The following is a 22178-nucleotide window of genomic DNA, read 5'->3' on the forward strand; positions in this document are numbered from 1 at the left end:
CCGTGAGTGAATTGTACGGTATTGGGGATTTTAAGCTGGACGTTCTGAAAGAAATCGGCAATATCGGGGCGGGCAACGCGGCGACAGCGTTGTCCCGTCTGCTGGACAAACCGGTCGATATGGCGGTTCCGCAAGTATCGCTGCTCCCGTTCGAGCAGATCGCTGAAATCGTCGGAGGTTCAGAGCAGATCGTCATCGCTGTGTTTCTGAGAGTGGAAGGCGATGCACCGGGCAACATGTTCTTTATTATCGAAGAGCCGTCGGCTAAGCGGATGATGCACCGGCTTCTCTCGCTCGATATTCGGGAACAGGAAGGCTATTCCGAGATGGAGCTGTCTGCGCTTTGCGAGATCGGCAACATTTTGGGCGGATCGTACTTGTCGTCGCTGGCCGATTTCACCGGTCTGTCGCTGATGCCGACTGTACCGTCTGTAGCAGTTGATATGGCGGGTGCTATATTGTCTTACGGCTTGTTGCAATTCGGTGAAATGGGCGATTCGGCGCTGCTGATCGAAACATCATTCTTAGAAGGCAGGGATTTGCTGGAGGGGCATTTCTTCCTTATTCCGGATCCCGATTCCTTTAACAAAATTTTCCGAGCGCTAGGGGTTACGACCGAATGACGCAGCAGGTTACAGTAAAGGTCGGCATGGCAGACTTGAACATTGCAACGGATGGCGCTTTGATTCGAACGACGGGTCTAGGCTCATGTGTAGGCGTTACGTTGTATGATTCGGTTGCTGGAATTGCAGGCATGGCTCACGTGATGCTGCCATCCTCAGAAATTGCCAAAGAGTCATCCTTCAATACTGCTAAATATGCCGATTCCGCCGTACCGGCTCTTATCGCCCGGATGGAAGAAGCGGGAGCTTCGGTTAAGCGAATGGTTGCCAAAATGGCTGGAGGAGCGCAAATGTTCGCATTCGCTACGCAAAGCGATACGATGCGGATAGGACCGCGCAACGTAGAGTCGTGCAAGCTAGCATTAAGTCTGGTTTCCATCCCGATATGCTCAGAAGATACGGGTGCGAATTATGGACGAACGATAGAATTGGACAGCCGCACTGGCATTCTTATGATTCGAAGTGTTCAGTTTGGAATAAAGGAGATTTAACATGATTGGAACGTGGCGCTGGAATTTTGGTTTCGGAGCGGCAGGAGGCTTGCTGACTCTGCTGTTCTCGATGAACGGGAACACGTTTGCGGTTAGCTGCATGAGAGCTGGGTACGCGTTTGCCGCATTTTTCTTGGCCGCCTTTTTGTTCAGGGCGATCTTGAAGCTTGCTTTGACGCCGCAGCCTTCCATTCCGGTGAGCCGTACCGCCGCTCCTGCTGGACAGTCGGGACAAGGCCAGAACTTTGAGGCGGTGACACCGGACGAAACCGAAGCGCTGCATGATTTGCTGAAATCCGATCCGAAAGGCTCTGCTGTACCGCAAGCCGATAAAGAATCGAACGGGTTTCAACCGCTGAATCCGCCGAAGCTTGTCTCTACTCAAAACAAAGAACCGGAAGAATTAGCCAAAGCAATACGTCACATGACGGGAGGCTGAGACGATGATTGAGCCGAAAACGCCTCATTTGTCTAACATCGAGAAATGGCGCAAATGGAAGTCGGAAAAAGACATCGATGCGAAGAAGCAACTCATTGAACAATATTTGCCGCTGGTTGATTATGTGACAAGCCGAATGGCAATCGGTCTGCCGAAGACGGTATCGAAGGATGATCTGTACAGCAACGGTGTAATGGGTCTGATCGATGCGATCGAGAAGTTCGATTACGAGCGTGGTTTGCAATTCGAAACGTATGCGTCTTGGCGTATTCGGGGCGCGATCATCGACGGCCTTCGTCAAGGAGACTGGGTACCAAGATCGGTTCGGGACAAGGCGAAACGAATCGAGGAAGCGTACCAGCTTCTGGAGCAGCAATATTTGCGCTCGGTTACCGATGCGGAAATAAGCAGCTACTTGAACGTAACAGAGAAAGAATACAATGTCATGCTGCAAGAAATTGCAGTGACGACGATCTGTTCGCTGGAAGATCCGATCCGTGAGGAAGAGTCTGAGACAAGACTGTCACTGCTGATTGACGAGAAGGCGAAAAATCCGGAGTATAAAGTGCATGAGTTTTATTTGAAAGAGTCGCTGGTGAAAGGGATTGAACGGCTGACGGAGAAGGAGCGTACAGTCGTATCGTTATTCTATTACGAAGAATTGTCGCTAAGCGAAATCGCGGAAGTGATGTCTTTATCGCCATCCCGGATATCACAACTTCATTCCAAAGCTATTTTACGGCTTCGCGGAGCCTTAGCTAAACATAAAGATCAATTACTCCAAAATATTTAAATTAAGGAGGAGCCGTCGTGGCTGAGGCATACAATTTGGAAACGTTCATACGAATCCAGATCGCACCGGACAAACTGACTGCATATTTGCAGTTCAACCGTGCCGATGAAACATTCGAATGTTCGCCTGAAGCACTGGAACGATTCGTGAAGAGCAACGGAGTCGTTTATGGGTTGCAATATGATATTATTCATAAGATTGCAAAAGATCCGAAAGCCTACTTCTATAACCAGACATTGATCGCTTCCGGAGATCCGCCTCAGCAAGGAGAAGACGGTTACATTCTGTTCGCATTCAATATGGGAGACGAGCAGGAGCATCGCCCGGTCGAAGCTTCGGATGGTACGGTTGACTTGAAAGAAGTGAACCGGATCAACAACGTGAAGCGCGGCCAGTTGGTCGCGGAGAAAGTAGCAGCGACAGAGGGCCGTGAGGGCAAGAGCGTCATGGGGGTTGTACTTGCTGGCCGCAACGGGAAGGAAGGCCGATTCAAGATCGGCAAGAACGTTGTCCTGAATGCGGAGCAGACAGCATTGTATGCTGCTATTGACGGCCAGTTGACAAAAACGGAGAGCGATAAAATTAACGTATTCCCGGTCTACGAAGTGAACGGAGACGTTGATTACCGGACCGGCAACATCGATTTTATCGGAACCGTCGTCATTCGCGGCAATGTTCTGACCGGATTTCGCGTCAAAGCTTCCGGCGATATTCGCGTCATCGGCGGAGTAGAAGGAGCGGAAATCGAGACAGACGGTTCCATTGAAATTACCGGCGGCGTCATGGCGGGCGATAAAGGCTACCTGAAAGCCGGTAAAAACATTAAGCTGTCGTTCGTTCAAGACGGTAAGTTGTTCGCAGGCGAGACGATTACGGTAACCCAGGCCATCATGCATTCGCAGCTCAAAGCGGGTAAGAATGTCGTATGTACGGGAACCAAAGGATTAATCGTCGGCGGTACGGTTCAAGCCGGTGAGCGTGTAGTGGCTCGAACGATTGGCAATACAATGTCGACTGCGACAACGGTCGAAGTCGGCGTCCGTCCGGAACTGCGCGGCGAATTGCAGGATCTGAGGACGTCGCTTCGCCAACTGATCGATGCACTCGATAAGACGGAGAAAGCGCTTGGTCTGCTTGATCAGCTTGCCCTTATCGGGCAACTGAGTGAAGATAAAATGGCGCTTCGTATCAAGCTGAACGCTACGAAAAGAAAAACGAGCGATCAGATTGACGAGAACCGAGAGCGTATTTTTGAAATCGAAAAGGCGCTCGAAGAAACGGACGTCGCGCGTGTAGACGTTGCGAACACTTGCTATGCCGGTACGAAGATTGTTATCGGCCGCTATACCAGATTCGTAAAAGATCCGACCAATCGAATTTCGTTCCGCTTGCAGGAAGGCGAAGTTGCAATGGTTTCGTATTAAGAAGCCGTAGTACGATCGTACGAAGGAAAGGGGAGTGCGAGAATGACCTATCGTTCCATTGACCTTCAGACATCAGTTGCGCGAATACCTGACAAGACGATTACGCACAGTCAAAGTATACATAAACCGACCGCCGACCAGTTGTTCGTTGCGGATCAAGCGGCCAGGGAGCAAACCCGGGCCCGCACCCGCAATGAGAAGATGGAGAAATCGGCGGAATCGTCCATTCGGGATGGAGGCAGCAACAAACGGAAGGATCAGGGTACCCAGAAGCGCCGGCATGCAGCCGATTCGGCTAACGTTACGCAGACGGACCACGGTCCGGCCGGCAGCCATCCGTATAAAGGCAAACAAATTGATCTATCGATGTAATTAGCAGCATGCTGCAGCCATGGATGCTGCGGCAAGAAGCAGGTGAGACTAAGATGAATATGGCACCATGGGGTTACGTCGTATTGTTAGGAGCATTTATCGTCGTTGTCGGCTTTACGAGGTCTCGTTCGAAGCAGGACGAGCAACAACCGGCTAAAACGACGATGAACATGGAAATCGCTTTAGAGCAGTTTATGGAAAATATGGAGTCGGACAACCGTGAGCTCGTCGATCTGGTGAAGCAATCCCAAGAGGACAATGCCCGGCAGCTTGAACTGCGTGAGAAACGCATTATTGATCTCGAACATCGGTGCGCTGAGCTTGAGACAAAGCTTCAACAGTCAATCGTTCAGCCGGCTCTCCATACTGCTCCTGTTGTGCCGTTGTCATCGTCTGCAGCCGATTTCCAAGTACCACATACAGAAGAAGAGGCTCAGCCTGAGCTCAACCGTCCATCGATTCGCGACAGGTATGCTGAGCTGTTCGAGTTGTACGATCAAGGCAAGTCGATTGAGGCGGTTGCACGCAAGCTCGAAATGAATAAAGGCGAGGTTCAGCTGATTATTCAGTTGGCGAAGCAGGAGGAGGGCGCACGTGTTTAAAGAGCGTCGTTTTCTTGTTGGCTTTGGTGCCGGCATCATTGTTGGCGGCTTGCTGCTTCAGTTAATGATGACTGCGCAGCAGGAGCCTTCGGAATTGATAAATTCGGACGAGCAGCTATATACCAAGCAGGAAGTTGACCAGTTGATTGAGAAAGCGAAGAAAGAAGCGCTTACTGGTGAAGATGCTGCATCGGCTACCGATCAGGCTGCGGAAGATACGGCGGCCGCTAATCCTTCTAAGCCGGTTCAACCATCGGATCCAGACGCACCGTCCGATCCTGCTGGTTCGGCTGATAAGGGGAAGAATGCGGAAGCGCCGCAGACGCCTAAGCAGCCGGACGCAGTACAGGCGGAGCAACCCAGTCAGCCTACTGCTGACAAGCCCGATGTTCCCGCTGCGCCGGACAAAGCGGCTGATACCGCTCCTGTTGTCATTCGCATCGAGCCAGGCATGAATCTAACTAAGACGGCTAAGCTGCTTGCAGACAACGGCATTATTACGAGCCAAAGCAAGTTTATCGCGAAGATGAAGAGCGATAAGAAGCTTGTAAGGGCTGGTTTTTTTGCGTTTACCGGAAAGCCGACGTTGGAGCAGACGGTAGATACACTAACGGGTCAACCGCTTACCGAAGCCGAAGCGAATCGAATAAAGTCGAAATCTTAATAAAAAACACGTCATGCTTGCTTGCATGGCGTTTTTTTTTATGATATAGTAATTGACGGTGTTAAAACACACGCCTGTTAATTCCATCAACGGTGCTTACCGGGACGGTAAGTTTTGATGGAAGATGCGACGGGCGGAGGAACATTCCAAAACCAATTATAGGAGGTGTAGTTGATATGGCGGTAATCTCCATGAAACAGCTTCTCGAAGCTGGCGTTCACTTCGGTCACCAAACTCGTCGTTGGAACCCGAAAATGGATCGTTATATCTTCACCGAAAGAAACGGCATTTACATCATCGACCTTCAAAAGACGGTCAAAAAAGTTGACGAAGCGTACAACTTCATCAAGTCTGTTGCTGCAGAAGGCGGCACGGTACTGTTCGTCGGCACGAAGAAACAAGCACAAGACTCCGTTAAAGAAGAAGCAGCACGTTGCGGCAACTTCTACATCAACCAACGCTGGCTCGGCGGCACGCTTACGAACTTCCAAACGATTCAAAAGCGTATCGACCGTCTGAAACAGCTGGAGAAATGGGAAGAGGACGGCACGTTCAACGTTCTTCCTAAGAAAGAAGTTATCATTCTCCGCAAAGAAAAAGATCGCCTCGAGAAATTCCTCGGCGGCATCAAAGGCATGAAAGGCTTGCCAAGCGCGCTGTTCATTATCGACCCGCGCAAAGAGCGTATCGCAGTAGCGGAAGCTCGCAAGCTCGGTATCCCAATCGTAGGTATCGTTGATACGAACTGCGATCCGGACGAAATCGACTATGTCATCCCAGGTAATGATGACGCTATTCGTGCAGTTAAGCTCCTCACTTCGAAGATGGCTGACGCTATCGTTGAAGCGAACCAAGGCGAACAAACGACGGCGTAACTCATACTCGGTATACAACAAGAAAGGGTGGTCAGAAGGTGTCATGCCTCCTCACCGCCCTTTTTTCGAACATGAACGATAGAACGATTATTCAGGAGGTAATAGTATGGCAGTAAGTGCGAGTGCAGTAAAAGAATTGCGTGAAAAAACAGGCGCAGGTATGCTTGATTGCAAAAAAGCTTTGGACGAAGCAAACGGCGATATCGAAAAAGCGACAGCGCTTCTTCGTGAAAAAGGCTTGGCGGCAGCAGCTAACAAAGCTGGCCGTGCAGCTACGGAAGGCGTAGTTGAATCGTACATTCACGCAGGCGGCCGTATCGGCGTTCTCGTTGAAATCAACTGCGAAACGGACTTCGTTGCAAAAACGGATCAGTTCAAAGAGTTCGCACGGGACATCGCAATGCAAATCGCTGCAGCTAACCCTAAATACGTTCGCCGCGAAGAAGTATTGACGGAAGATCTCGATAAAGAACGCGAAATTCTTAAAAACCAAGCACTTAACGAAGGCAAACCTGCCAATATCGTTGAGAAAATGGTTGAAGGCCGCATGAACAAATACTACGAGGAGTTCTGCCTCCTCGAGCAATCGTTCATTAAAGATCCAGACAAAAAGATCCAAACGCTGCTTAACGAGAAAATCAGCACGATCGGTGAGAACATCTCGATCCGCCGTTTCACTCGTTATGAACTCGGTGAAGGCTTGGAGAAAAAAGTTGACAACTTCGTAGAAGAAGTTATGTCGCAAGCGAAACTGTAATCGTACTTACAGCGGCGGGGCGGGGTTTGTGCCCCGCCCTCTTGTATGCCCGGCGATCAAGGCACATATCCTTATCGATTGATGAGGAGCAAGATGGAGGTAATGAATAAGATGGAACAACCGGTTTTTAAACGCGTAGTACTGAAGGTGAGCGGAGAGGCGCTCGCTGGACAGGGCGGATATGGCATTGAAGCATCCGTTATTTCTTCTATCGCCGAGCAAGTGAAAGAAGTTGTAGAATTGAACGTCGAAGTTGCAATTGTCGTCGGCGGAGGCAATATCTGGCGCGGTATCGCTGGTACGGCCAAAGGCATCGATCGTGCAACGGCGGACTACATGGGCATGCTGGCAACGGTAATGAACTCGCTCGCACTGCAAGACGCTCTGGAGCAAATCGGTGTACCAACCCGCGTGCAAACGTCGATCGCGATGCAGCAGATCGCCGAGCCTTACATTCGCAGACGGGCAATCCGTCATCTGGAGAAAGGCCGCGTCGTCATTTTCGCAGCAGGCACGGGCAATCCGTTCTTCTCGACTGATACGACGGCAGCTCTTCGCGCAGCCGAGATTGAAGCAGAAGTTATTCTCATGGCGAAGAACAAAGTTAACGGCGTATATTCGGCAGATCCGTTCAAGGACGCGACGGCTGAGAAATACGACACGCTTACGTACATGGAAGTGCTTAACAAAAACCTGGGCGTAATGGATTCAACAGCTTCCTCGCTGTGCATGGACAATAATATTCCGCTTATCGTATTCTCGATCACGGAATCCGGCAATATTAAACGTGTCATTCTTGGCGAACGAATCGGTACGATTGTGAAAGGAAGTGTCAACTAGTGCCTCAAGCAATTAAGAAAGATGCAGAGGAACGGATGGACAAGGCAATCGGCGCTTTGAAACGCGATCTGGCTACGCTTCGTGCGGGCCGAGCAACGCCTGCGCTGCTTGACCGTATTCAAGTTGAATATTACGGCGCAATGACGCCGGTTAACCAATTGGCTAACATCAATACGCCTGACTCGCGCACGCTGTTGCTGCAGCCATGGGATAAATCGTCTGTATCGGCAATCGAGAAAGCGATCATGAAATCGGATCTCGGACTGACGCCTTCGAATGACGGCAGCACGATCCGTCTGTCGATTCCGCCGCTTACGGAAGAACGCCGCTCGGAGCTTGTGAAGTTGACGAAGAAATTCGGCGAAGAAGCGAAGGTTGCAATCCGCAACATTCGTCGTGACGCGAACGACGACATTAAGAAATTGGAGAAAACGACGATTTCCGAAGATGAATCGCGCCGTCACCAAGACGACATTCAAAAAGCAACGGATCGTTTCGTAGCGGAAGTTGAGAAAGTTCTCTCCGCAAAAGAGAAAGAGATTATGGAAGTCTAAATAGATGCTGCTGCCCCTCCGACAGGTGGGGTTTGTTGTATCATAGGAGGAGTCCCGGATGATCGATCGATTGTGGAGCAAGTTCGTCAAACCGTCATCCGATTCGGATCATACTTTGACGGCTGACAATGTGCCGGAACATGTAGCAATCATCATGGACGGCAACGGACGTTGGGCCAAAAGCCGCGGGCTGCCCCGCATCGTTGGCCATCATACAGGCATGAAGACGGTCAAACAAATTACGATGGCTGCCGATCGGCTTGGTATCAAGTATTTGACGCTGTATGCATTCTCGACGGAAAATTGGAAGCGTCCGAAAGCAGAAGTTGAGTTTCTGATGAAGCTTCCTCAGGAGTTCCTGGCTATTGAGCTGGATGAGTTGATTGCAAACAATGTACAGGTACGTGTCATGGGACACCGTGAAGCGCTGCCTGAATATACGATTGCACCGCTGGAAGAGGCGATTGCCAAGACCGCGAGCAATACGGGACTAATCCTTAACTTTGCTCTTAATTACGGCAGCCGCAAGGAAATGACCGATGCTGTCAAGCTGATCGCAGAAGCTGTACGGGATGGACAATTGACACCAGAGCATATTGACGAATCGATCATCGAAGAACGACTTTTCACGAGTGGAATGCCAGACCCTGACTTGCTTATCCGCACAAGCGGTGAGATTAGACTTAGCAATTTCATGCTTTGGCAGTTGGCATACAGCGAAATGTGGTTTACAGACGTCTACTGGCCTGATTTTTCGGAAAGCCATTTTCACGAAGCGATTGCGGAATATCAACGCCGCGCGCGCAGGTACGGCGGCTTGTAACAGATAATGGAGTGAACAAGGTGAAACAGCGGATCGTAACTGGCGTTATTGCCGGTGCTGTGTTTGCGTGCGCGATAGTGGCCGGAGACTGGATTTATGCCGCGCTTATCGTTCTGCTTGCTTTGATTGGATATCGAGAATATGTCACGATGAACGGTGTTGGTTTGTTTCACCCTGCGTCTCTGTTAGGGTTCGCGGGAATGCTGCTTATCGTTCTGCCTTGGGATCTGTTTGGCGTGGAGCAGCCTAATTTGACAACCGTCAGTTGGGTGCTTATGTTTGCGCTGCTTTCCGTTACCGTATTGACGAAAAATAAGCTGACAATTGACGGCGCATCACTGCTGCTGCTTGGCTCGTTATACGTTGGGTACGGCTTCGATGCAATGCTGACAGTCCGTTCGAGCGAAACGCACGGACTGTATTTGTCGTTCTTGGCGTTTGGCTGTATTTGGGCGTCTGACGTCGGGGCGTACTTCGTTGGACGAGCTATCGGCAAACATAAGCTGTGGCCGTCCATAAGTCCGAACAAAACAATCGAAGGTTCGATCGGCGGCATTGTGTTATCGCTTATCATCGGCCTTATCTTTGCTTGGTGTGCTCCGGCGTGGATCAACGTCGGTACAGCAATCGGAATTGCAGCTATCAGTGCAGTTGCCGGACAGCTCGGTGATTTGATTCAATCCGCATACAAACGGGTACGAGGTATCAAAGACTCGGGAACGCTGCTGCCTGGACATGGCGGCGTGCTGGACCGATGCGACAGCTGGATCATCGTATTTCCATTGCTCGTCTTAACGGGCATTCTTCCTGGATGATCGAGCAGCAAGCTGCCATGCTTGCACGCATTGGAGAGCAATATCCGATAGTCCCAGGAGGATAAATACATGACTACAGTTATAACGATACTTGGATCGACTGGTTCGATCGGTACACAGACGCTTGATGTTATCGCGAACGACCGGGAGCGGTATGAAGTCGAAGCGCTTTCTGCCGGAGGCAATACAGCTTTACTGATCGAACAAGCAAAATTGTTTCGGCCGAAGAAAGTGTGCCTAGCGACCAAAGAAGCAGCAGATGAAGTTAGACTTCACTTGCCGCCGGGTACGGAAGTGTTGTACGGCGAGCAAGGATTAATCGAAACGGCTGCGGCTGGCCGCTCTAATATGGTTGTAACAGCTATTCTAGGCAGCCGTGGATTAGGCGCAACATTGGCAGCCATTCGGGAAGGAAAGGCGATTGGACTTGCCAACAAGGAAACGCTCGTTACGGCAGGCCATCTTGTCATGTCCCTTGCCGAGCAGAAAGGTGTACAGATCCTTCCGATCGACAGTGAGCATTCCGCGATCTTCCAATGTTTGAATGGCGAGAATCGCAAGTCGGTTAAGCGAATTACGCTGACAGCTTCGGGAGGTTCATTCCGCGACCGTACGAGGGATGAGCTTTCCGGTGTAACGGTCGAGCAAGCGCTGAAACATCCGAACTGGTCGATGGGCGCGAAGATTACGATTGACTCCGCGACGATGGCGAACAAAGGGCTGGAAGTTATCGAAGCCCGTTGGTTGTACGATATCGATTATGACGATATTGGCGTTGTTATTCATCCGGAGAGCATCATCCATTCTTATGTGGAGTTCGAAGACCACAGCGTAATGGCGCAGCTCGGCATGCCGGACATGCGTGTTCCGATACAATACGCACTTACATATCCCGAGCGGCGTCCGACGCCGACGGACCGGCTTGATCTTACGAAAGTCGGATCGCTTCATTTCCGTGAGATGGATGAGAAACGTTTTCCGATGATGCGGCTTGCTTACACTGCTGGACGCATCGGCGGGACGGCAACCACTGTGTTAAATGCGGCAAATGAAATTGCAGTTGCCCGTTTCTTGAACAGAGAAATCGGATTCCTCGACATTGAACGGATTGTAGAATCAACGCTGGAGCAGCATGAAACGATTAAACTGCCGGATGAGCAGGCGATTGCGGAAGCAGACGCTTGGGCGAGAAAGCAGTCGTCTACAGCCTAGACCTGGCTGGTTGGGTTCTCTTGTATCGGATGGTAGAATAATGATAAATTAAGAACAAGCCATGCCGATACCGCTGTTGTTAGGACCAGGAACAGGAGGCTCCAAGCTATGCATATGATTCAGGTCGTCTTTATGACCGTTCTCGTGTTTTTCGTTATCGTGACGATTCATGAATGGGGTCACTTTTATTTTGCCAAGCGTGCGGGTATTCTCGTCCGTGAGTTCGCGATCGGATTCGGTCCGAAGCTGATCTCGTACAAGCGCGGAGAGACCCGATACACGCTCCGCTTGCTTCCGGCAGGCGGCTTCGTCCGAATGGCAGGCGAAGATCCCGAAATTGTTGACGTCGCCGAAGGGCAGACAGTTGCGGTGAAGATTGCCGGCGATTCGGTTACGAGACTTTATCTCGACCGGCTGGACGAGAGAAGCGGCGTCATCCGCGGAGAAGTCGTCTCAATCGATCTCGAACGGAAGTTGTCCGTAACGCTCGATGTTGACGGCGAACTCGAGACGTATCGCGTCCATCCGCAGGCTCTGATGATTTCCAAAGGCAGAGAGACGCAAATTGCCCCGGTCGACCGTCAATTCGGCAGTAAGACGATCGGACAGCGCGCGCTCGCGATTTTTGCAGGACCGTTCATGAATTTCGTGCTCGCGTTCGTGTTAGTCGGCATTTATGTTCAGCTTTCTGGTGTGACGGTTGACAATCCGGATAAAATTCTTATCGGAACGATCGAGCATAAACTGCCGGCTTATGACGCTGGCCTGAAGGTCGGCGATGAGATTCGCTCTATCAACGGGCAGGCGATCGGCATTGATACCGAGAAAGTTAGGACGATTATTACGGCATCTTCCGGCAAGCCTACCAGTTGGGAAATCATTCGTGATGGTGAGGCCCGTACATTAACGGTTACGCCAGAGATGATCAAGCTTGACGGGGAGAAGGAAGCGAGCTATAGGGTCGGCATTTCCTATGCTTATCCGACAAGGCCGGCTAAGTTCGGCGAGACCATCAAACTTTCCGGCGAATATATGAAATCAATGACGGTTGCAATTTTCGACGGATTCAAGAAGCTGATATTCGGCGAGTTCAAGCTCGACGATCTTGGCGGGCCTGTACGCACTGCGGAAGTGACCGGTCAGATTGCAGCTCAAGGCATTACGAAGTTGACGAGCTGGGCGGCGCTGCTGAGTTTGTATCTTGGTATTTTCAACTTGCTGCCGATACCGGCGCTGGATGGAAGCCGTTTGATTTTCCTCGGAGTGGAAGCTGTAAGAGGAAGACCTCTTGATCCGAACCGGGAAAGCCTTGTCCATTTTATTGGCTTTGCAATGATCATGCTGCTGATGCTGGTCGTTACGTACAATGATATATTGCGATTGTTTAGAGGGGAGCATTAAGAGCGTTTATGGCGAAGGAGAAAGGTTTTGTAACGGAAATTACGCCGCAGAGCGAAGATTTTTCCCGTTGGTATATCGATGTCATTAAGAAAGCAGAACTGATGGATTACTCCCCGGTTCGCGGATGCATCGTATTCCGTCCGGAAGGTTATGAGCTGTGGGAAAATATTCAACGCGATCTTGACCGCCGTTTCAAAGAAACGGGTCACCGCAACGCATACTTCCCAATGTTCATACCGGAGAGCTTTTTCCAGAAGGAAAAGGAGCACGTCGAAGGTTTCAATCCGGAATTGCCATGGGTAACCGAAGCGGCAGGCGAGAAGCTCGAGGAGCGTCTTGCCGTGCGTCCGACGTCGGAGACGATGTTCGGCCATATGTACGCCAAATGGATTCAATCGTACCGCGACTTGCCTTTGCTCATCAATCAATGGGCGAACGTCGTCCGTTGGGAGAAGCGTACGCTTCCTTTCCTCCGCACGAGCGAGTTTCTGTGGCAAGAAGGCCATACGGCGCATGAAACGGAGCAGGAAGCTCGCGAAGAAACGATGCGCATGCTGAACGTTTACCGAGACTTTGTACAAGACTTCCTAGCGATTCCGGTCATTATGGGCCAAAAGACGCCTTCCGAGAAATTCGCGGGCGCAGTCGACACGTACTCGATCGAAGCGATGATGAAGGACGGCCGTGCTGTACAAGCGGGCACATCCCACTATCTCGGCACGAACTTCGCTGTAGCGTTCGACATCAAGTTCCTTGACCGCGAGAACCAACTGCAGTTCTGCCACACGACGTCTTGGGGCGTCAGCACGCGTCTCATCGGTGCGCTCATCATGGTGCACGGCGATGACCGCGGCTTAGCATTGCCGCCGAAGGTTGCTCCGACGCAAGCGATCATGATTCCAATCGGTCCTCCGAAGACTCGTGATGTCGTTATGCCTCGCGTTGATGAGCTGTTCGCACAGCTTAAGCAAGCTGGCGTTCGCGTACGTGTCGACGACCGTTCCGACGTCAGCCCGGGCTGGAAGTTCAACGAATACGAGATGCGCGGCGTGCCGCTTCGCATCGAGATCGGTCCTCGCGATTGCGAGAACGGACAAGCGGTTCTCGTCTCCCGTATTACAGGTGAGAAACGCGTCGTTCAGCAGGCGAACCTGGTGGAAGAAGTCGAGCGTATGCTCGAAGAAATTCATAACGACATGTTCGAGCGGGCGAAACAGTTCCGTGAGGACAACTTCAAATCGCTCGACACACTTGATGAGATGAAGGCATTCCTCGAGAACAAGCGCGGCTTCGTCGAAGCGGGCTGGTGCGGTTCCGCGGCATGCGAGAAGACGGTCAAGGAAGAAACGGGCGCTACGAGCCGCAACATTCCTTTCGAGCCGGCTTCCCACAAGTCGACGTGCCTCGTCTGCGGCGAGAAAGCCGAGCATACGGTCGCTTTCGCAAGAGCTTACTAATATATCTAACCAAACGCGGATCATCTGCAGCAGCAGAGGATTCGCGTTTGTTGTTTTCAATTAAATATATGGAATGATTCATCAGGGCGACGTAGTGACACATAATGACTGATGATAGGTGAATTTTCAGAACATACTTTCATTTATTCCTGCGTCCCCAAAAGGGGAGTAATCGAGTATAATTAGGTTTGATGGTCAAGTTTCGACAGGAAAGGTCGAAGTGTAGTGGGGTAATTGTAAGATAGGTACAACCGTTCGACAAAATAATTACGCGCAAGCCGAAAAAGGATTTACTAATGCGTAGTTCGGCGAAGCCAGCGCGTAGTTGCGTGAAGTCACGAAGTTCGGCGTAAGCCAGAACGGAGTTGCGTGAAGTGACGCGAAGTTCGGCGTAAGCCAGAACGGAGTTACGGGTCGAGCGCCGAAGGTAGAGCGTGTCCTGAAGGGACGGAAAGCGGCTTGATTCATCAGAAGGATGGTCGAGCAGCGACATAGTAGAGCTATAAATGAACATAACTAGGCATCCCAAACATAGAGCGTGTCCCGACAGGGACGAAAGCGGCTCCAAGTACCTATTCCAGCTAAGGAGCGTCCTCCGGGAGTCCAGAGGGCGGAGCTCTCTGGGGCCCTCCCTCTGGCAGAGGGAGGGTTTGGGAGGGTGTCGAAAAGATTTGTAATTTAATTAATAAAGATTATCTAATTGGGGGTGTTGGGGGAAGCCCCCAACATAGAGAGGAGAATTCCATGGACACCAACAAGCGTCAGCGTTTCGAGCTGCTTATGCGTCAGGCGCAGGTGCCGGACGATCTTGTGCAATCGTATTTTCAGGACGGACAAATCGAGCGCGTCGTGGTTAGCGAAAGCAACAGGCATTGGATACTTCATATTCATAAATCGACGATAGTACCGAGTACACCGTTCTCGTTGTTTTGCCGAACGATTGCGGAAAGACTTTCACATATTGCTGCCATTACACTGGTCATGCACTACGATGCTCATATTCCGACGGCAGAAATATCCGAGCAATATTGGCCGCTGTTCGTCGAATATGCACAACGGGAGATGGTGTCGGTCAATGGCTGGTTAGCCCGTGCAGCAATTGAGACATCTGACGATCAATTGACCATTATGATGATGGATGCTACGGGGCTGGAGCTGGCGAAGAAGAAGGGAATCGATGAGGCGGTAGCCCGATTTTACGACGAGCGGTTTGCCCGGGCGGTCCGCGTTCGCTTAAGCGCCAGCAAAGGGCAGGAAAGCCGGCAAGAGGCATACGAGCAATGGACGAAGAAGGTTGAGCGGGAGGAGCGCGAAGCAATCCAGCAAATTATGGAAAGCTCGGTGCCGGAAACGTTCGATGATGCAGCGGATGAGGGCGAGGTGCCGCTCGCGGTCGGTTACGATATTCGCGATGAAGCGGTGCCGATCATGAACATTCGCGAAGAAGAGAAGAAGATTGCGGTTCAGGGCACCGTATTCGGACTCGAACAGAAGGAGCTGCGCAACGGCAGTACGCTGTTCACGTTCAACGTAACCGACTTCTCTGACTCGATCGCGATGAAGATGTTCGCCAAGACGAAGGAAGACGTGAAGATTCTTAGTCAGCTCGCGAACGGCAAATGGATCAAAGCACGCGGCAGAGTCGAGTACGACAGGTTCATGATGGAGCCTGAGCTCGTCATGATGCCGAACGATCTGCATGAGGTGAAAGCGCCGGCGGACCGCAAGGACGAAGCAGCCGAGAAGCGGGTCGAGTTCCACCTTCATACGTCGATGAGTACGATGGATGCGGTTGTGTCGATCAGCGACTATGTGAAAACAGCAGCGAAGTGGGGCCACAAAGCAATCGCGGTAACGGATCACAGCAACGTGCACTGCTTCCCCGAGGCAGCGAAGGCGGCCAAGAAACACGATATGAAAGTGATGTTCGGAGTCGAAGCGAACGTCGTTAATGACGCTGTGCCGATGGTTCTCCATCCACGAGAAGAACTGCTCAGCGATGCCGAATACATCGTATTCGATATCGAGACTACCGGTTTGTCCATTATCAATTGTAAAATAATCGAACTTGCCGGAGTCAAAATGCGCGGTGGCCAAGAGATCGACCGTTTCTCGACTTTTATTAACCCGCATGAGAAGATCCCTTACCACATCCAACAGTTGACGAACATTAACGATGAGATGGTGGCGGACGCTCCTGAGCTTGAGCCGAAGCTGCGCGAGTTTATCGATTTTATTGGCGATTCAGTCCTTGTCGCGCATAACGCGAGGTTCGATATCGGCTTTATCCAAGCGAACTGTAAAGCGATCGGATTGCCGGAAGTCAAAAATCCCGTTCTGGATACGCTTGAACTTGCCCGTTTCCTGTATCCTTCGATGAAGAACCATCGTCTGAACACGCTCGCTGACAAATATAAGATCAGTCTGGAGAATCATCACCGCGCAATCGACGACTCGATCGCACTCGGCGGTGTCCTGTTCGGTCTGATCAAAGAGTGCAACGAACGCAACATTACCGGCCTTCATCAATTGAACGATTATGTCGGCATGGATTTATCCAACAGCCGTCCGTTCCACTGCGGCGTTTATGCTCTTAATGCCGTGGGCAAGAAGAACTTGTTCAAGCTGATCTCGCTGTCGCATACGAAATATTTTAAGAAAGTAGCCTGCATGCCGAAGAGCAAACTGACGGAAATGCGGGAAGGGCTGCTTATTATCTCGGGATGCGAGAAAGGCGAGTTTTTCGAAACGGTATTGAACAAGACGGAAGAAGAGGCGGAGGACGTTGCGCAGTTCTATGATGTGCTCGAAATTCAGCCGATCGACTTCTACATGCATTTGGTGGAGAAAGGTCTCGTTGGCAGCCGCGCAGAAATCGAAGAGGCTCACCGCCGCATTATCCGAATTGGAGCAAAGTTGAACAAACCGGTAATCGCGACGGGCAACGTCCATTATATGAATCCTCGGGACAAGGTGTTCCGGGATATTACCATTCAAGGCATTACCGGCTTCAGCCCGCTCAAAGGCATGCGTAAGCCTGACGCTCATTTCCGCACGACGGACGAGATGCTGCGTGAATTTGCTTTCCTGGGAGAAGAGAAAGCGTACGAGGTCGTTATTCGCAACACGAACGAGCTGGCGGACCGTTTCGAGAAGTACGATATGTTCCCGAAACAGCTATTCACACCGATCATCGAAGGTGCAGAAGAGGAAATCCGTTCAACCTGCTACAACACAGCGAAGTCGTTGTATGGCGAAGATTTGCCGGAAGTTATTATCGCACGGTTGGAGAAGGAGCTTGTGCCGATTATTAACTATGGTTTCTCGGCCAACTACTTGATTTCCGCCCGTCTTGTGAAGAAGTCGAACGATGATGGCTATCTCGTTGGATCCCGGGGATCGGTCGGTTCGTCCATCGTTGCGACGTTCCTCGGCATTTCCGAGGTTAATCCGCTGCCGCCTCACTATCTGTGCCCGTCGCCGGAATGCAAACATAACGAATGGTTCCTAGACGGAAGCATTCGAAGCGGATTCGACCTTCCGAACAAAGCATGTCCGAATTGCGGAACGAACATGAAGGGCGAAGGACAGGACATCCCGTTCGAGACGTTCCTCGGCTTCAAGGGCGACAAGGTACCCGATATCGACTTGAACTTCTCGGGCAATTATCAGCCGGTAGCGCACAACTATACGAAGGTTATGTTCGGCGAGAAGTGCGTATTCCGTGCCGGCACGATCGGAACGGTCGCTGAGAAGACGGCTTACGGATTCGCGAAAAAATATGAAGAAGAGCAGGGCAAAAAGTGGCGGGGAGCCGAGCTCAACCGCCTAGCCTCCGGCTGTACCGGGGTAAAGCGAAGTACCGGCCAGCATCCCGGCGGCATCGTCGTTGTTCCGGATTATATCGAGGTAGAGGATGTAACGCCGGTGCAATATCCTGCAGATGACGTGAATGCCGAATGGAAGACGACGCATTTTGACTACCATGCCTTCGAAGACAACTTGCTCAAGCTCGATATTCTCGGACACGACGATCCGACGATGATGCGGATGCTGCAGGACTTGACGGGCGTCGATCCGACTTCGATTCCAATGAACGATCCGAAAGTGATGAGCATGTTCAGCTCGACCGATGCACTCGGAGTAATGCCGCAGCAGATTCGCTCGGCTGTCGCAACCTTCGGTGTGCCGGAGATGGGGACGAAATTCGTTCGTCAGATGCTTGAGGAGACGAAGCCGTCCACCTTCGCCGACTTGCTCCAAATATCGGGACTGTCGCACGGAACTGGCGTATGGCTCGGAAATGCGCAGGAACTAATCAAGAATAATACGTGTACGATCAAGACGGTAATCGGCTGCCGTGACGAGATCATGTTGTTTCTTATATATAAGGCGGGCATGGATGCGGCGCTCGCGTTCAAGATTACGGAGAGCGTGCGTAAGGGCAGAGGATTGACGCCGGAATGGATCGAAGAGATGAAACGGTGCAAAGTACCGCAATGGTACATTGACTCGTGCCTCAAGATCGAGTACATGTTCCCGAAGGCGCATGCCGCCGCATACGTTATCTCGGCTGTACGCACTGCCTTCTTCAAGCTGTATTATCCGATCGAGTTCTACGCTACTTATTTCACCGTCCGTGCGGAGGACTTCGATCTGGACTTGCTTTGCCAGGGCTACGACGCGATTCTGCGCAAGCTTGTCGAGATCGAGGAGAAAGGTTTCAATGCGACCCCGAAGGAGAAGAACAGCATCTCGCTGCTGGAGATGTCGCTTGAGATGACGGCGCGCGGATTTACTTTTAAGCCAATTGACTTGTACCGTTCCGACGCGACGAATTTCATCGTAGACGGTACGTCGCTTATTCCTCCGTTTGCTGCAATTGCAGGCATCGGCGAGAACGCAGCGAAGAACATTGCTGCTTCCCGTGATGACGGCGAGTATCTGTCGGTTGAAGACTTTCAGATGAAATCGAAGGCAACCAAGACAATAATCGAGGTGCTGGGAGGCATGGGATGCTTCCGCGGACTGCCGGAGACGAACCAGCTGTCGTTGTTCTAAGCTAGCAGCGGCGCCGCTTTTCGCAAGATGGCGGTTGTCACCTGACATATGGTTATGTTATAATTTTTCTGGTAAAGATGTGGATAGGCTGACTAACGAAGAGTGGGGAAACCCACTCTTTACGTTTTGTCTCGCCATTTTTCCATTGTAACATTCGGGAGGTCCATTACATTTGAGCAATTCAAAAATCAAAGACATCGTTGAAGAAATGGTGAAGCCTTTCATCGACGAGAATGGATTCGAGCTTGTCGACGTGGAATACGTGAAGGAAGGCAGCAACTGGTTTCTGCGCGTATTCGTCGATAAAGAGGGCGGCATTGACATTGATGAGTGCGGCCGTGTCAGCGAATATTTAAGCGAGCGACTCGATGAGAATGATCCGATATCGGATGCTTATTTTCTTGAAGTCTCTTCGCCTGGTGCGGAACGTCCGCTTAAGAAGCCGGAAGATGTACGCAAGGCAGTCGGTAAACATGTCTATGTGACGACCTATGAGCCGATTCACGGAAGGAAAGAATTCGAAGGTTTGCTGCAGTCGTTCGACGGCGAACTGGTTTCGATACGCGAAGGCCAGAAGAACTTCGAAATTCCTTATGCCAAGCTTGCTTCGGCTAGGCTCGCAATCGTATTCTAGCACGTTTGTTATCGTATGAAAGGGGGAGCTCACTCCAATGAGCATGGAGTTTATTGAAGCTTTGGGCGAAATTGAGCGCGAGAAAGGGATTAGTAAAGATATCCTGATCGATGCGATTGAAGCAGCGCTCATTTCCAGCTATAAGCGCAATTTCAACACGGCGCAGAACGTGCGCGTCGACGTGAATCGTTTTACGGGCGTAATCAAAGTGTATGCGCGTAAAACGGTTGTCGACGAGGTGCTCGATTCGCGCATGGAAATTTCGCTCGAAGCGGCACGCGAAATTAACCCGCATTACCAGCTTAACGATATCGCGGATATCGAGGTTACACCGCGCGATTTCGGCCGCATTGCGGCGCAGACGGCCAAGCAGGTCGTAACGCAGCGGATACGCGAAGCAGAGCGTGGACTTATTTATAACGCGTTCATCGACAAAGAAGAAGATATCGTGAACGGGATCGTACAGCGTCAAGATACACGCAATTTGTTCGTAGATCTCGGCAAGGTCGAAGCGGTGCTGCCGCTGACCGAACTGATGCCGACGGACAAATTCAAGCATGGCGATCGTGTGAAATCGTATATTACGAAAGTCGAGAACACGACGAAAGGCCCGCAAATTATTATGTCCCGGACACATCCTGGACTGCTTAAGCGGCTGTTCGAACTGGAAGTGCCAGAAATTTATGACGGCGTTGTCGAAATTCGTTCTGTTGCCCGCGAAGCGGGTTTCCGTTCGAAAATCGCAGTTCATTCCCGCAATAACGAAGTCGATCCGGTCGGTTCGTGCGTAGGTCCAAAGGGCATGCGCGTACAGACGATCGTCAACGAGCTGAAAGGCGAGAAAATCGATATCGTCCGCTGGTCGGAAAATATTGACGAATATGTTGCGAACGCGCTCAGCCCTTCGAAAGTGCTGGAAGTCATGGTGTTCGAGCAAGAGAAAATGGCTCGCGTCATCGTACCTGACTATCAGCTGTCGCTCGCAATCGGCATCAAAGGCCAGAATGCGCGTCTAGCGGCTAAGCTGACGGGATGGAAGATCGATATTAAGAGTGAGACACAGGCGGAACAAGAATTCGGTCGTCCGAAATCGCCGGAAGGCGATACGATGCATCAGGATTCTGTTTCCATCGATTAATCGCTCGATGTGATAAATCTGCTTCGGAGAGGGGAGGTTGCACGTTGAAACCGAGAAAAGTGCCGCTGCGCAAATGCATCGCTTGCCAAGAGATGAAGCCGAAGAAAGAGCTGATTCGGGTCGTACGGACGCCGGAAGGCAGCGTATTGATCGATCTAACGGGTAAAAAAGCAGGCAGAGGCGCCTACTTGTGCGGACAAGTCAATTGTTTCCGGCTTTCGAAAAAAACGAGAGCGTTCGATCGGGCGTTGAAAGCGCAGGTAGAACCGGCAATCTACGACCAACTGGAGCAGGATTTTATCGCGGTAGAGCCTGAGTTCATCGCCGGCAAAGAGCGTGCGGAAGACGATGAGTAAGGCGCTTTCGCAGCTCGGAATGGCGATGAGAGCGGGTAAGCTCGTTACCGGCGACGAAACGGTATTGAAGTCGATAAGGCAAGGCAAAGCACATCTAGTCATCGTTGCGGGGGATGCTTCGGACAATACGAGAAAAAAGTTCCGCGATAAGTGCGGCTTTTATAACGTAAAGCTTGTCGAAGCATTCGATCGAGTGGAGCTGGGCAAGGCGATAGGCAAGGAGGCCCGCGTGTTGATTGCAGTAGTCGACGCGGGATTCGCCCGAATGATTGCATCTCAGTTAAGCTCATATTCGGAGGTGGAGAATATTGACTAAACAACCGGACAGCAAAGATAACAATAAAGATAAGCTTCGCGTATACGAATATGCCAAATCGCTCAACATGAGCAGTAAAGAAATCATCACGATCTTGAAAAGGCTTAATTTGCCTGTCAATAATCATATGAGCGTTATGGAGAACAATATGGTCTCCAAGGTCGAAGGTTTTTTTAGCGACATTAAGCAGAGCGCAGCAGTCAAACGCGCTTCCGAGACGGCATCCGTCTCAGCGGCAGCGACGCAGCGCCCGCAAGATAACCGTAAGCCGGCTGTTTCAGCCGAGAAACCGGCAGCGCAGCAGCCATCCGATTCAAACAAAAATCATTTACAGGATAGACAGGGGACAATGAATTCTATTAAAACGACAATGAACACCTCCAACCAACAACAAGGCGAACAGCAGGAGCAGCGCAGCGAACAACAAGAACAACGCAGCGCGCAGCAAGCTCCGCGTCAATCTAATCAAGGCGGCCAAGGCGGCGGCGGATACCGCGGCCAAGGCGGCGGACAGGGCGGTCAAGGCGGCGG

Annotated in this window: 23 protein-coding genes; all 23 read left to right on the top strand. The window is 51.2% G+C overall.

Annotated features, from left to right (window positions below):
- Positions 1–2: 2 nt before the first annotated feature.
- A complete protein-coding gene (locus tag PKO01S_RS13675) occupies positions 3–623 on the top strand; it encodes a chemotaxis protein CheC (RefSeq protein ID WP_127531908.1) in 621 nt (206 codons plus the stop codon).
- The gene (locus tag PKO01S_RS13680; RefSeq protein WP_127531909.1) at positions 620–1114 is read left to right on the top strand and encodes a chemotaxis protein CheD; all 495 of its coding nucleotides are present in this window, start codon (positions 620–622) and stop codon (positions 1112–1114) included. The genes PKO01S_RS13675 and PKO01S_RS13680 overlap by 4 nt, the downstream gene beginning before the upstream one ends.
- Position 1115: 1 nt before the next feature.
- Complete coding sequence (locus PKO01S_RS13685; protein ID WP_127531910.1) at positions 1116–1553, top strand: hypothetical protein; 438 nt, start codon at positions 1116–1118, stop codon at positions 1551–1553.
- A gap of 4 nt (positions 1554–1557) precedes the next feature.
- Positions 1558–2346 (top strand): FliA/WhiG family RNA polymerase sigma factor, encoded by a 789-nt coding sequence (locus tag PKO01S_RS13690; RefSeq protein WP_127531911.1) that lies wholly within the window; start codon positions 1558–1560, stop codon positions 2344–2346.
- 17 nt (positions 2347–2363) lie between these two features.
- Positions 2364–3770, top strand: coding sequence for a DUF342 domain-containing protein (locus PKO01S_RS13695; protein ID WP_127531912.1), 1407 nt, complete (start codon positions 2364–2366; stop codon positions 3768–3770).
- A 42-nt stretch (positions 3771–3812) separates the two neighbouring features.
- Positions 3813–4142 (top strand): hypothetical protein, encoded by a 330-nt coding sequence (locus PKO01S_RS13700; RefSeq protein WP_127531913.1) that lies wholly within the window; start codon positions 3813–3815, stop codon positions 4140–4142.
- A gap of 53 nt (positions 4143–4195) precedes the next feature.
- Positions 4196–4744, top strand: a complete 549-nt coding sequence (locus tag PKO01S_RS13705) for a DUF6115 domain-containing protein (RefSeq protein ID WP_127531914.1) — start codon at positions 4196–4198, stop codon at positions 4742–4744.
- Positions 4737–5408, top strand: coding sequence for a hypothetical protein (locus PKO01S_RS13710; protein WP_127531915.1), 672 nt, complete (start codon positions 4737–4739; stop codon positions 5406–5408). The genes PKO01S_RS13705 and PKO01S_RS13710 overlap by 8 nt, the downstream gene beginning before the upstream one ends.
- Positions 5409–5584: 176 nt before the next feature.
- Positions 5585–6283 (top strand): 30S ribosomal protein S2, encoded by a 699-nt coding sequence (gene rpsB / locus PKO01S_RS13715; protein WP_127531916.1) that lies wholly within the window; start codon positions 5585–5587, stop codon positions 6281–6283.
- A gap of 106 nt (positions 6284–6389) precedes the next feature.
- Complete coding sequence (tsf, locus tag PKO01S_RS13720) at positions 6390–7040, top strand: translation elongation factor Ts (RefSeq protein WP_127531917.1); 651 nt, start codon at positions 6390–6392, stop codon at positions 7038–7040.
- A 111-nt stretch (positions 7041–7151) separates the two neighbouring features.
- Positions 7152–7880, top strand: a complete 729-nt coding sequence (gene pyrH, locus PKO01S_RS13725; RefSeq protein ID WP_218031480.1) for a UMP kinase — start codon at positions 7152–7154, stop codon at positions 7878–7880.
- Entirely contained in the window at positions 7880–8434 is a 555-nt protein-coding gene (gene frr, locus PKO01S_RS13730) for a ribosome recycling factor (protein WP_127531919.1), read from the top strand. The genes pyrH and frr overlap by 1 nt, the downstream gene beginning before the upstream one ends.
- 58 nt (positions 8435–8492) lie before the next feature.
- Positions 8493–9257 (top strand): isoprenyl transferase, encoded by a 765-nt coding sequence (locus PKO01S_RS13735; RefSeq protein WP_127531920.1) that lies wholly within the window; start codon positions 8493–8495, stop codon positions 9255–9257.
- A gap of 20 nt (positions 9258–9277) precedes the next feature.
- Positions 9278–10072, top strand: coding sequence for a phosphatidate cytidylyltransferase (locus PKO01S_RS13740; protein ID WP_127531921.1), 795 nt, complete (start codon positions 9278–9280; stop codon positions 10070–10072).
- Positions 10073–10141: 69 nt separating this feature from the next.
- Entirely contained in the window at positions 10142–11284 is a 1143-nt protein-coding gene (locus PKO01S_RS13745; RefSeq protein ID WP_127531922.1) for a 1-deoxy-D-xylulose-5-phosphate reductoisomerase, read from the top strand.
- Between the two features lie 108 nt (positions 11285–11392).
- Positions 11393–12685 carry an RIP metalloprotease RseP gene (gene rseP / locus PKO01S_RS13750; RefSeq protein WP_127531923.1) on the top strand — a complete coding sequence of 431 codons (1293 nt, stop codon included), beginning with the start codon at positions 11393–11395 and terminating at the stop codon, positions 12683–12685.
- Positions 12686–12693: 8 nt separating this feature from the next.
- Positions 12694–14142 carry a proline--tRNA ligase gene (proS, locus tag PKO01S_RS13755; RefSeq protein WP_127531924.1) on the top strand — a complete coding sequence of 483 codons (1449 nt, stop codon included), beginning with the start codon at positions 12694–12696 and terminating at the stop codon, positions 14140–14142.
- Between the two features lie 744 nt (positions 14143–14886).
- A complete protein-coding gene (locus tag PKO01S_RS13760) occupies positions 14887–19203 on the top strand; it encodes a PolC-type DNA polymerase III (RefSeq protein ID WP_127531925.1) in 4317 nt (1438 codons plus the stop codon).
- 172 nt (positions 19204–19375) lie between these two features.
- Positions 19376–19837, top strand: coding sequence for a ribosome maturation factor RimP (gene rimP / locus PKO01S_RS13765; protein ID WP_127531926.1), 462 nt, complete (start codon positions 19376–19378; stop codon positions 19835–19837).
- A gap of 37 nt (positions 19838–19874) precedes the next feature.
- Positions 19875–20975, top strand: coding sequence for a transcription termination factor NusA (gene nusA / locus PKO01S_RS13770; protein WP_127531927.1), 1101 nt, complete (start codon positions 19875–19877; stop codon positions 20973–20975).
- Positions 20976–21019: 44 nt separating this feature from the next.
- Complete coding sequence (gene rnpM, locus PKO01S_RS13775; RefSeq protein WP_127531928.1) at positions 21020–21331, top strand: RNase P modulator RnpM; 312 nt, start codon at positions 21020–21022, stop codon at positions 21329–21331.
- Positions 21324–21647, top strand: coding sequence for a L7Ae/L30e/S12e/Gadd45 family ribosomal protein (locus tag PKO01S_RS13780; protein ID WP_127531929.1), 324 nt, complete (start codon positions 21324–21326; stop codon positions 21645–21647). The genes rnpM and PKO01S_RS13780 overlap by 8 nt, the downstream gene beginning before the upstream one ends.
- A partial coding sequence (locus PKO01S_RS13785; protein WP_174818572.1) for a translation initiation factor IF-2 N-terminal domain-containing protein occupies positions 21640–22178 on the top strand: 539 nt, incomplete at its 3' end. The genes PKO01S_RS13780 and PKO01S_RS13785, both read left to right, overlap by 8 nt.

This window comes from Paenibacillus kobensis NBRC 15729 (assembly GCF_004000825.1).
Classification (GTDB): Bacteria; Bacillota; Bacilli; order Paenibacillales; family Paenibacillaceae; genus Paenibacillus_T; species Paenibacillus_T kobensis.

Coding starts and splice junctions, on each gene's coding strand:
- PKO01S_RS13700 (WP_127531913.1), top strand. CDS start 3,813: ATGACCTATCGTTCCATTGACCTTCAGACATCAGTTGCGCGAATACCT.
- tsf (WP_127531917.1), top strand. CDS start 6,390: ATGGCAGTAAGTGCGAGTGCAGTAAAAGAATTGCGTGAAAAAACAGGC.
- PKO01S_RS13685 (WP_127531910.1), top strand. CDS start 1,116: ATGATTGGAACGTGGCGCTGGAATTTTGGTTTCGGAGCGGCAGGAGGC.
- PKO01S_RS13705 (WP_127531914.1), top strand. CDS start 4,196: ATGAATATGGCACCATGGGGTTACGTCGTATTGTTAGGAGCATTTATC.
- PKO01S_RS13680 (WP_127531909.1), top strand. CDS start 620: ATGACGCAGCAGGTTACAGTAAAGGTCGGCATGGCAGACTTGAACATT.
- pyrH (WP_218031480.1), top strand. CDS start 7,152: ATGGAACAACCGGTTTTTAAACGCGTAGTACTGAAGGTGAGCGGAGAG.
- PKO01S_RS13735 (WP_127531920.1), top strand. CDS start 8,493: ATGATCGATCGATTGTGGAGCAAGTTCGTCAAACCGTCATCCGATTCG.
- nusA (WP_127531927.1), top strand. CDS start 19,875: ATGAGCATGGAGTTTATTGAAGCTTTGGGCGAAATTGAGCGCGAGAAA.
- PKO01S_RS13780 (WP_127531929.1), top strand. CDS start 21,324: ATGAGTAAGGCGCTTTCGCAGCTCGGAATGGCGATGAGAGCGGGTAAG.
- rseP (WP_127531923.1), top strand. CDS start 11,393: ATGCATATGATTCAGGTCGTCTTTATGACCGTTCTCGTGTTTTTCGTT.
- PKO01S_RS13690 (WP_127531911.1), top strand. CDS start 1,558: ATGATTGAGCCGAAAACGCCTCATTTGTCTAACATCGAGAAATGGCGC.
- PKO01S_RS13760 (WP_127531925.1), top strand. CDS start 14,887: ATGGACACCAACAAGCGTCAGCGTTTCGAGCTGCTTATGCGTCAGGCG.
- proS (WP_127531924.1), top strand. CDS start 12,694: ATGGCGAAGGAGAAAGGTTTTGTAACGGAAATTACGCCGCAGAGCGAA.
- rpsB (WP_127531916.1), top strand. CDS start 5,585: ATGGCGGTAATCTCCATGAAACAGCTTCTCGAAGCTGGCGTTCACTTC.
- PKO01S_RS13745 (WP_127531922.1), top strand. CDS start 10,142: ATGACTACAGTTATAACGATACTTGGATCGACTGGTTCGATCGGTACA.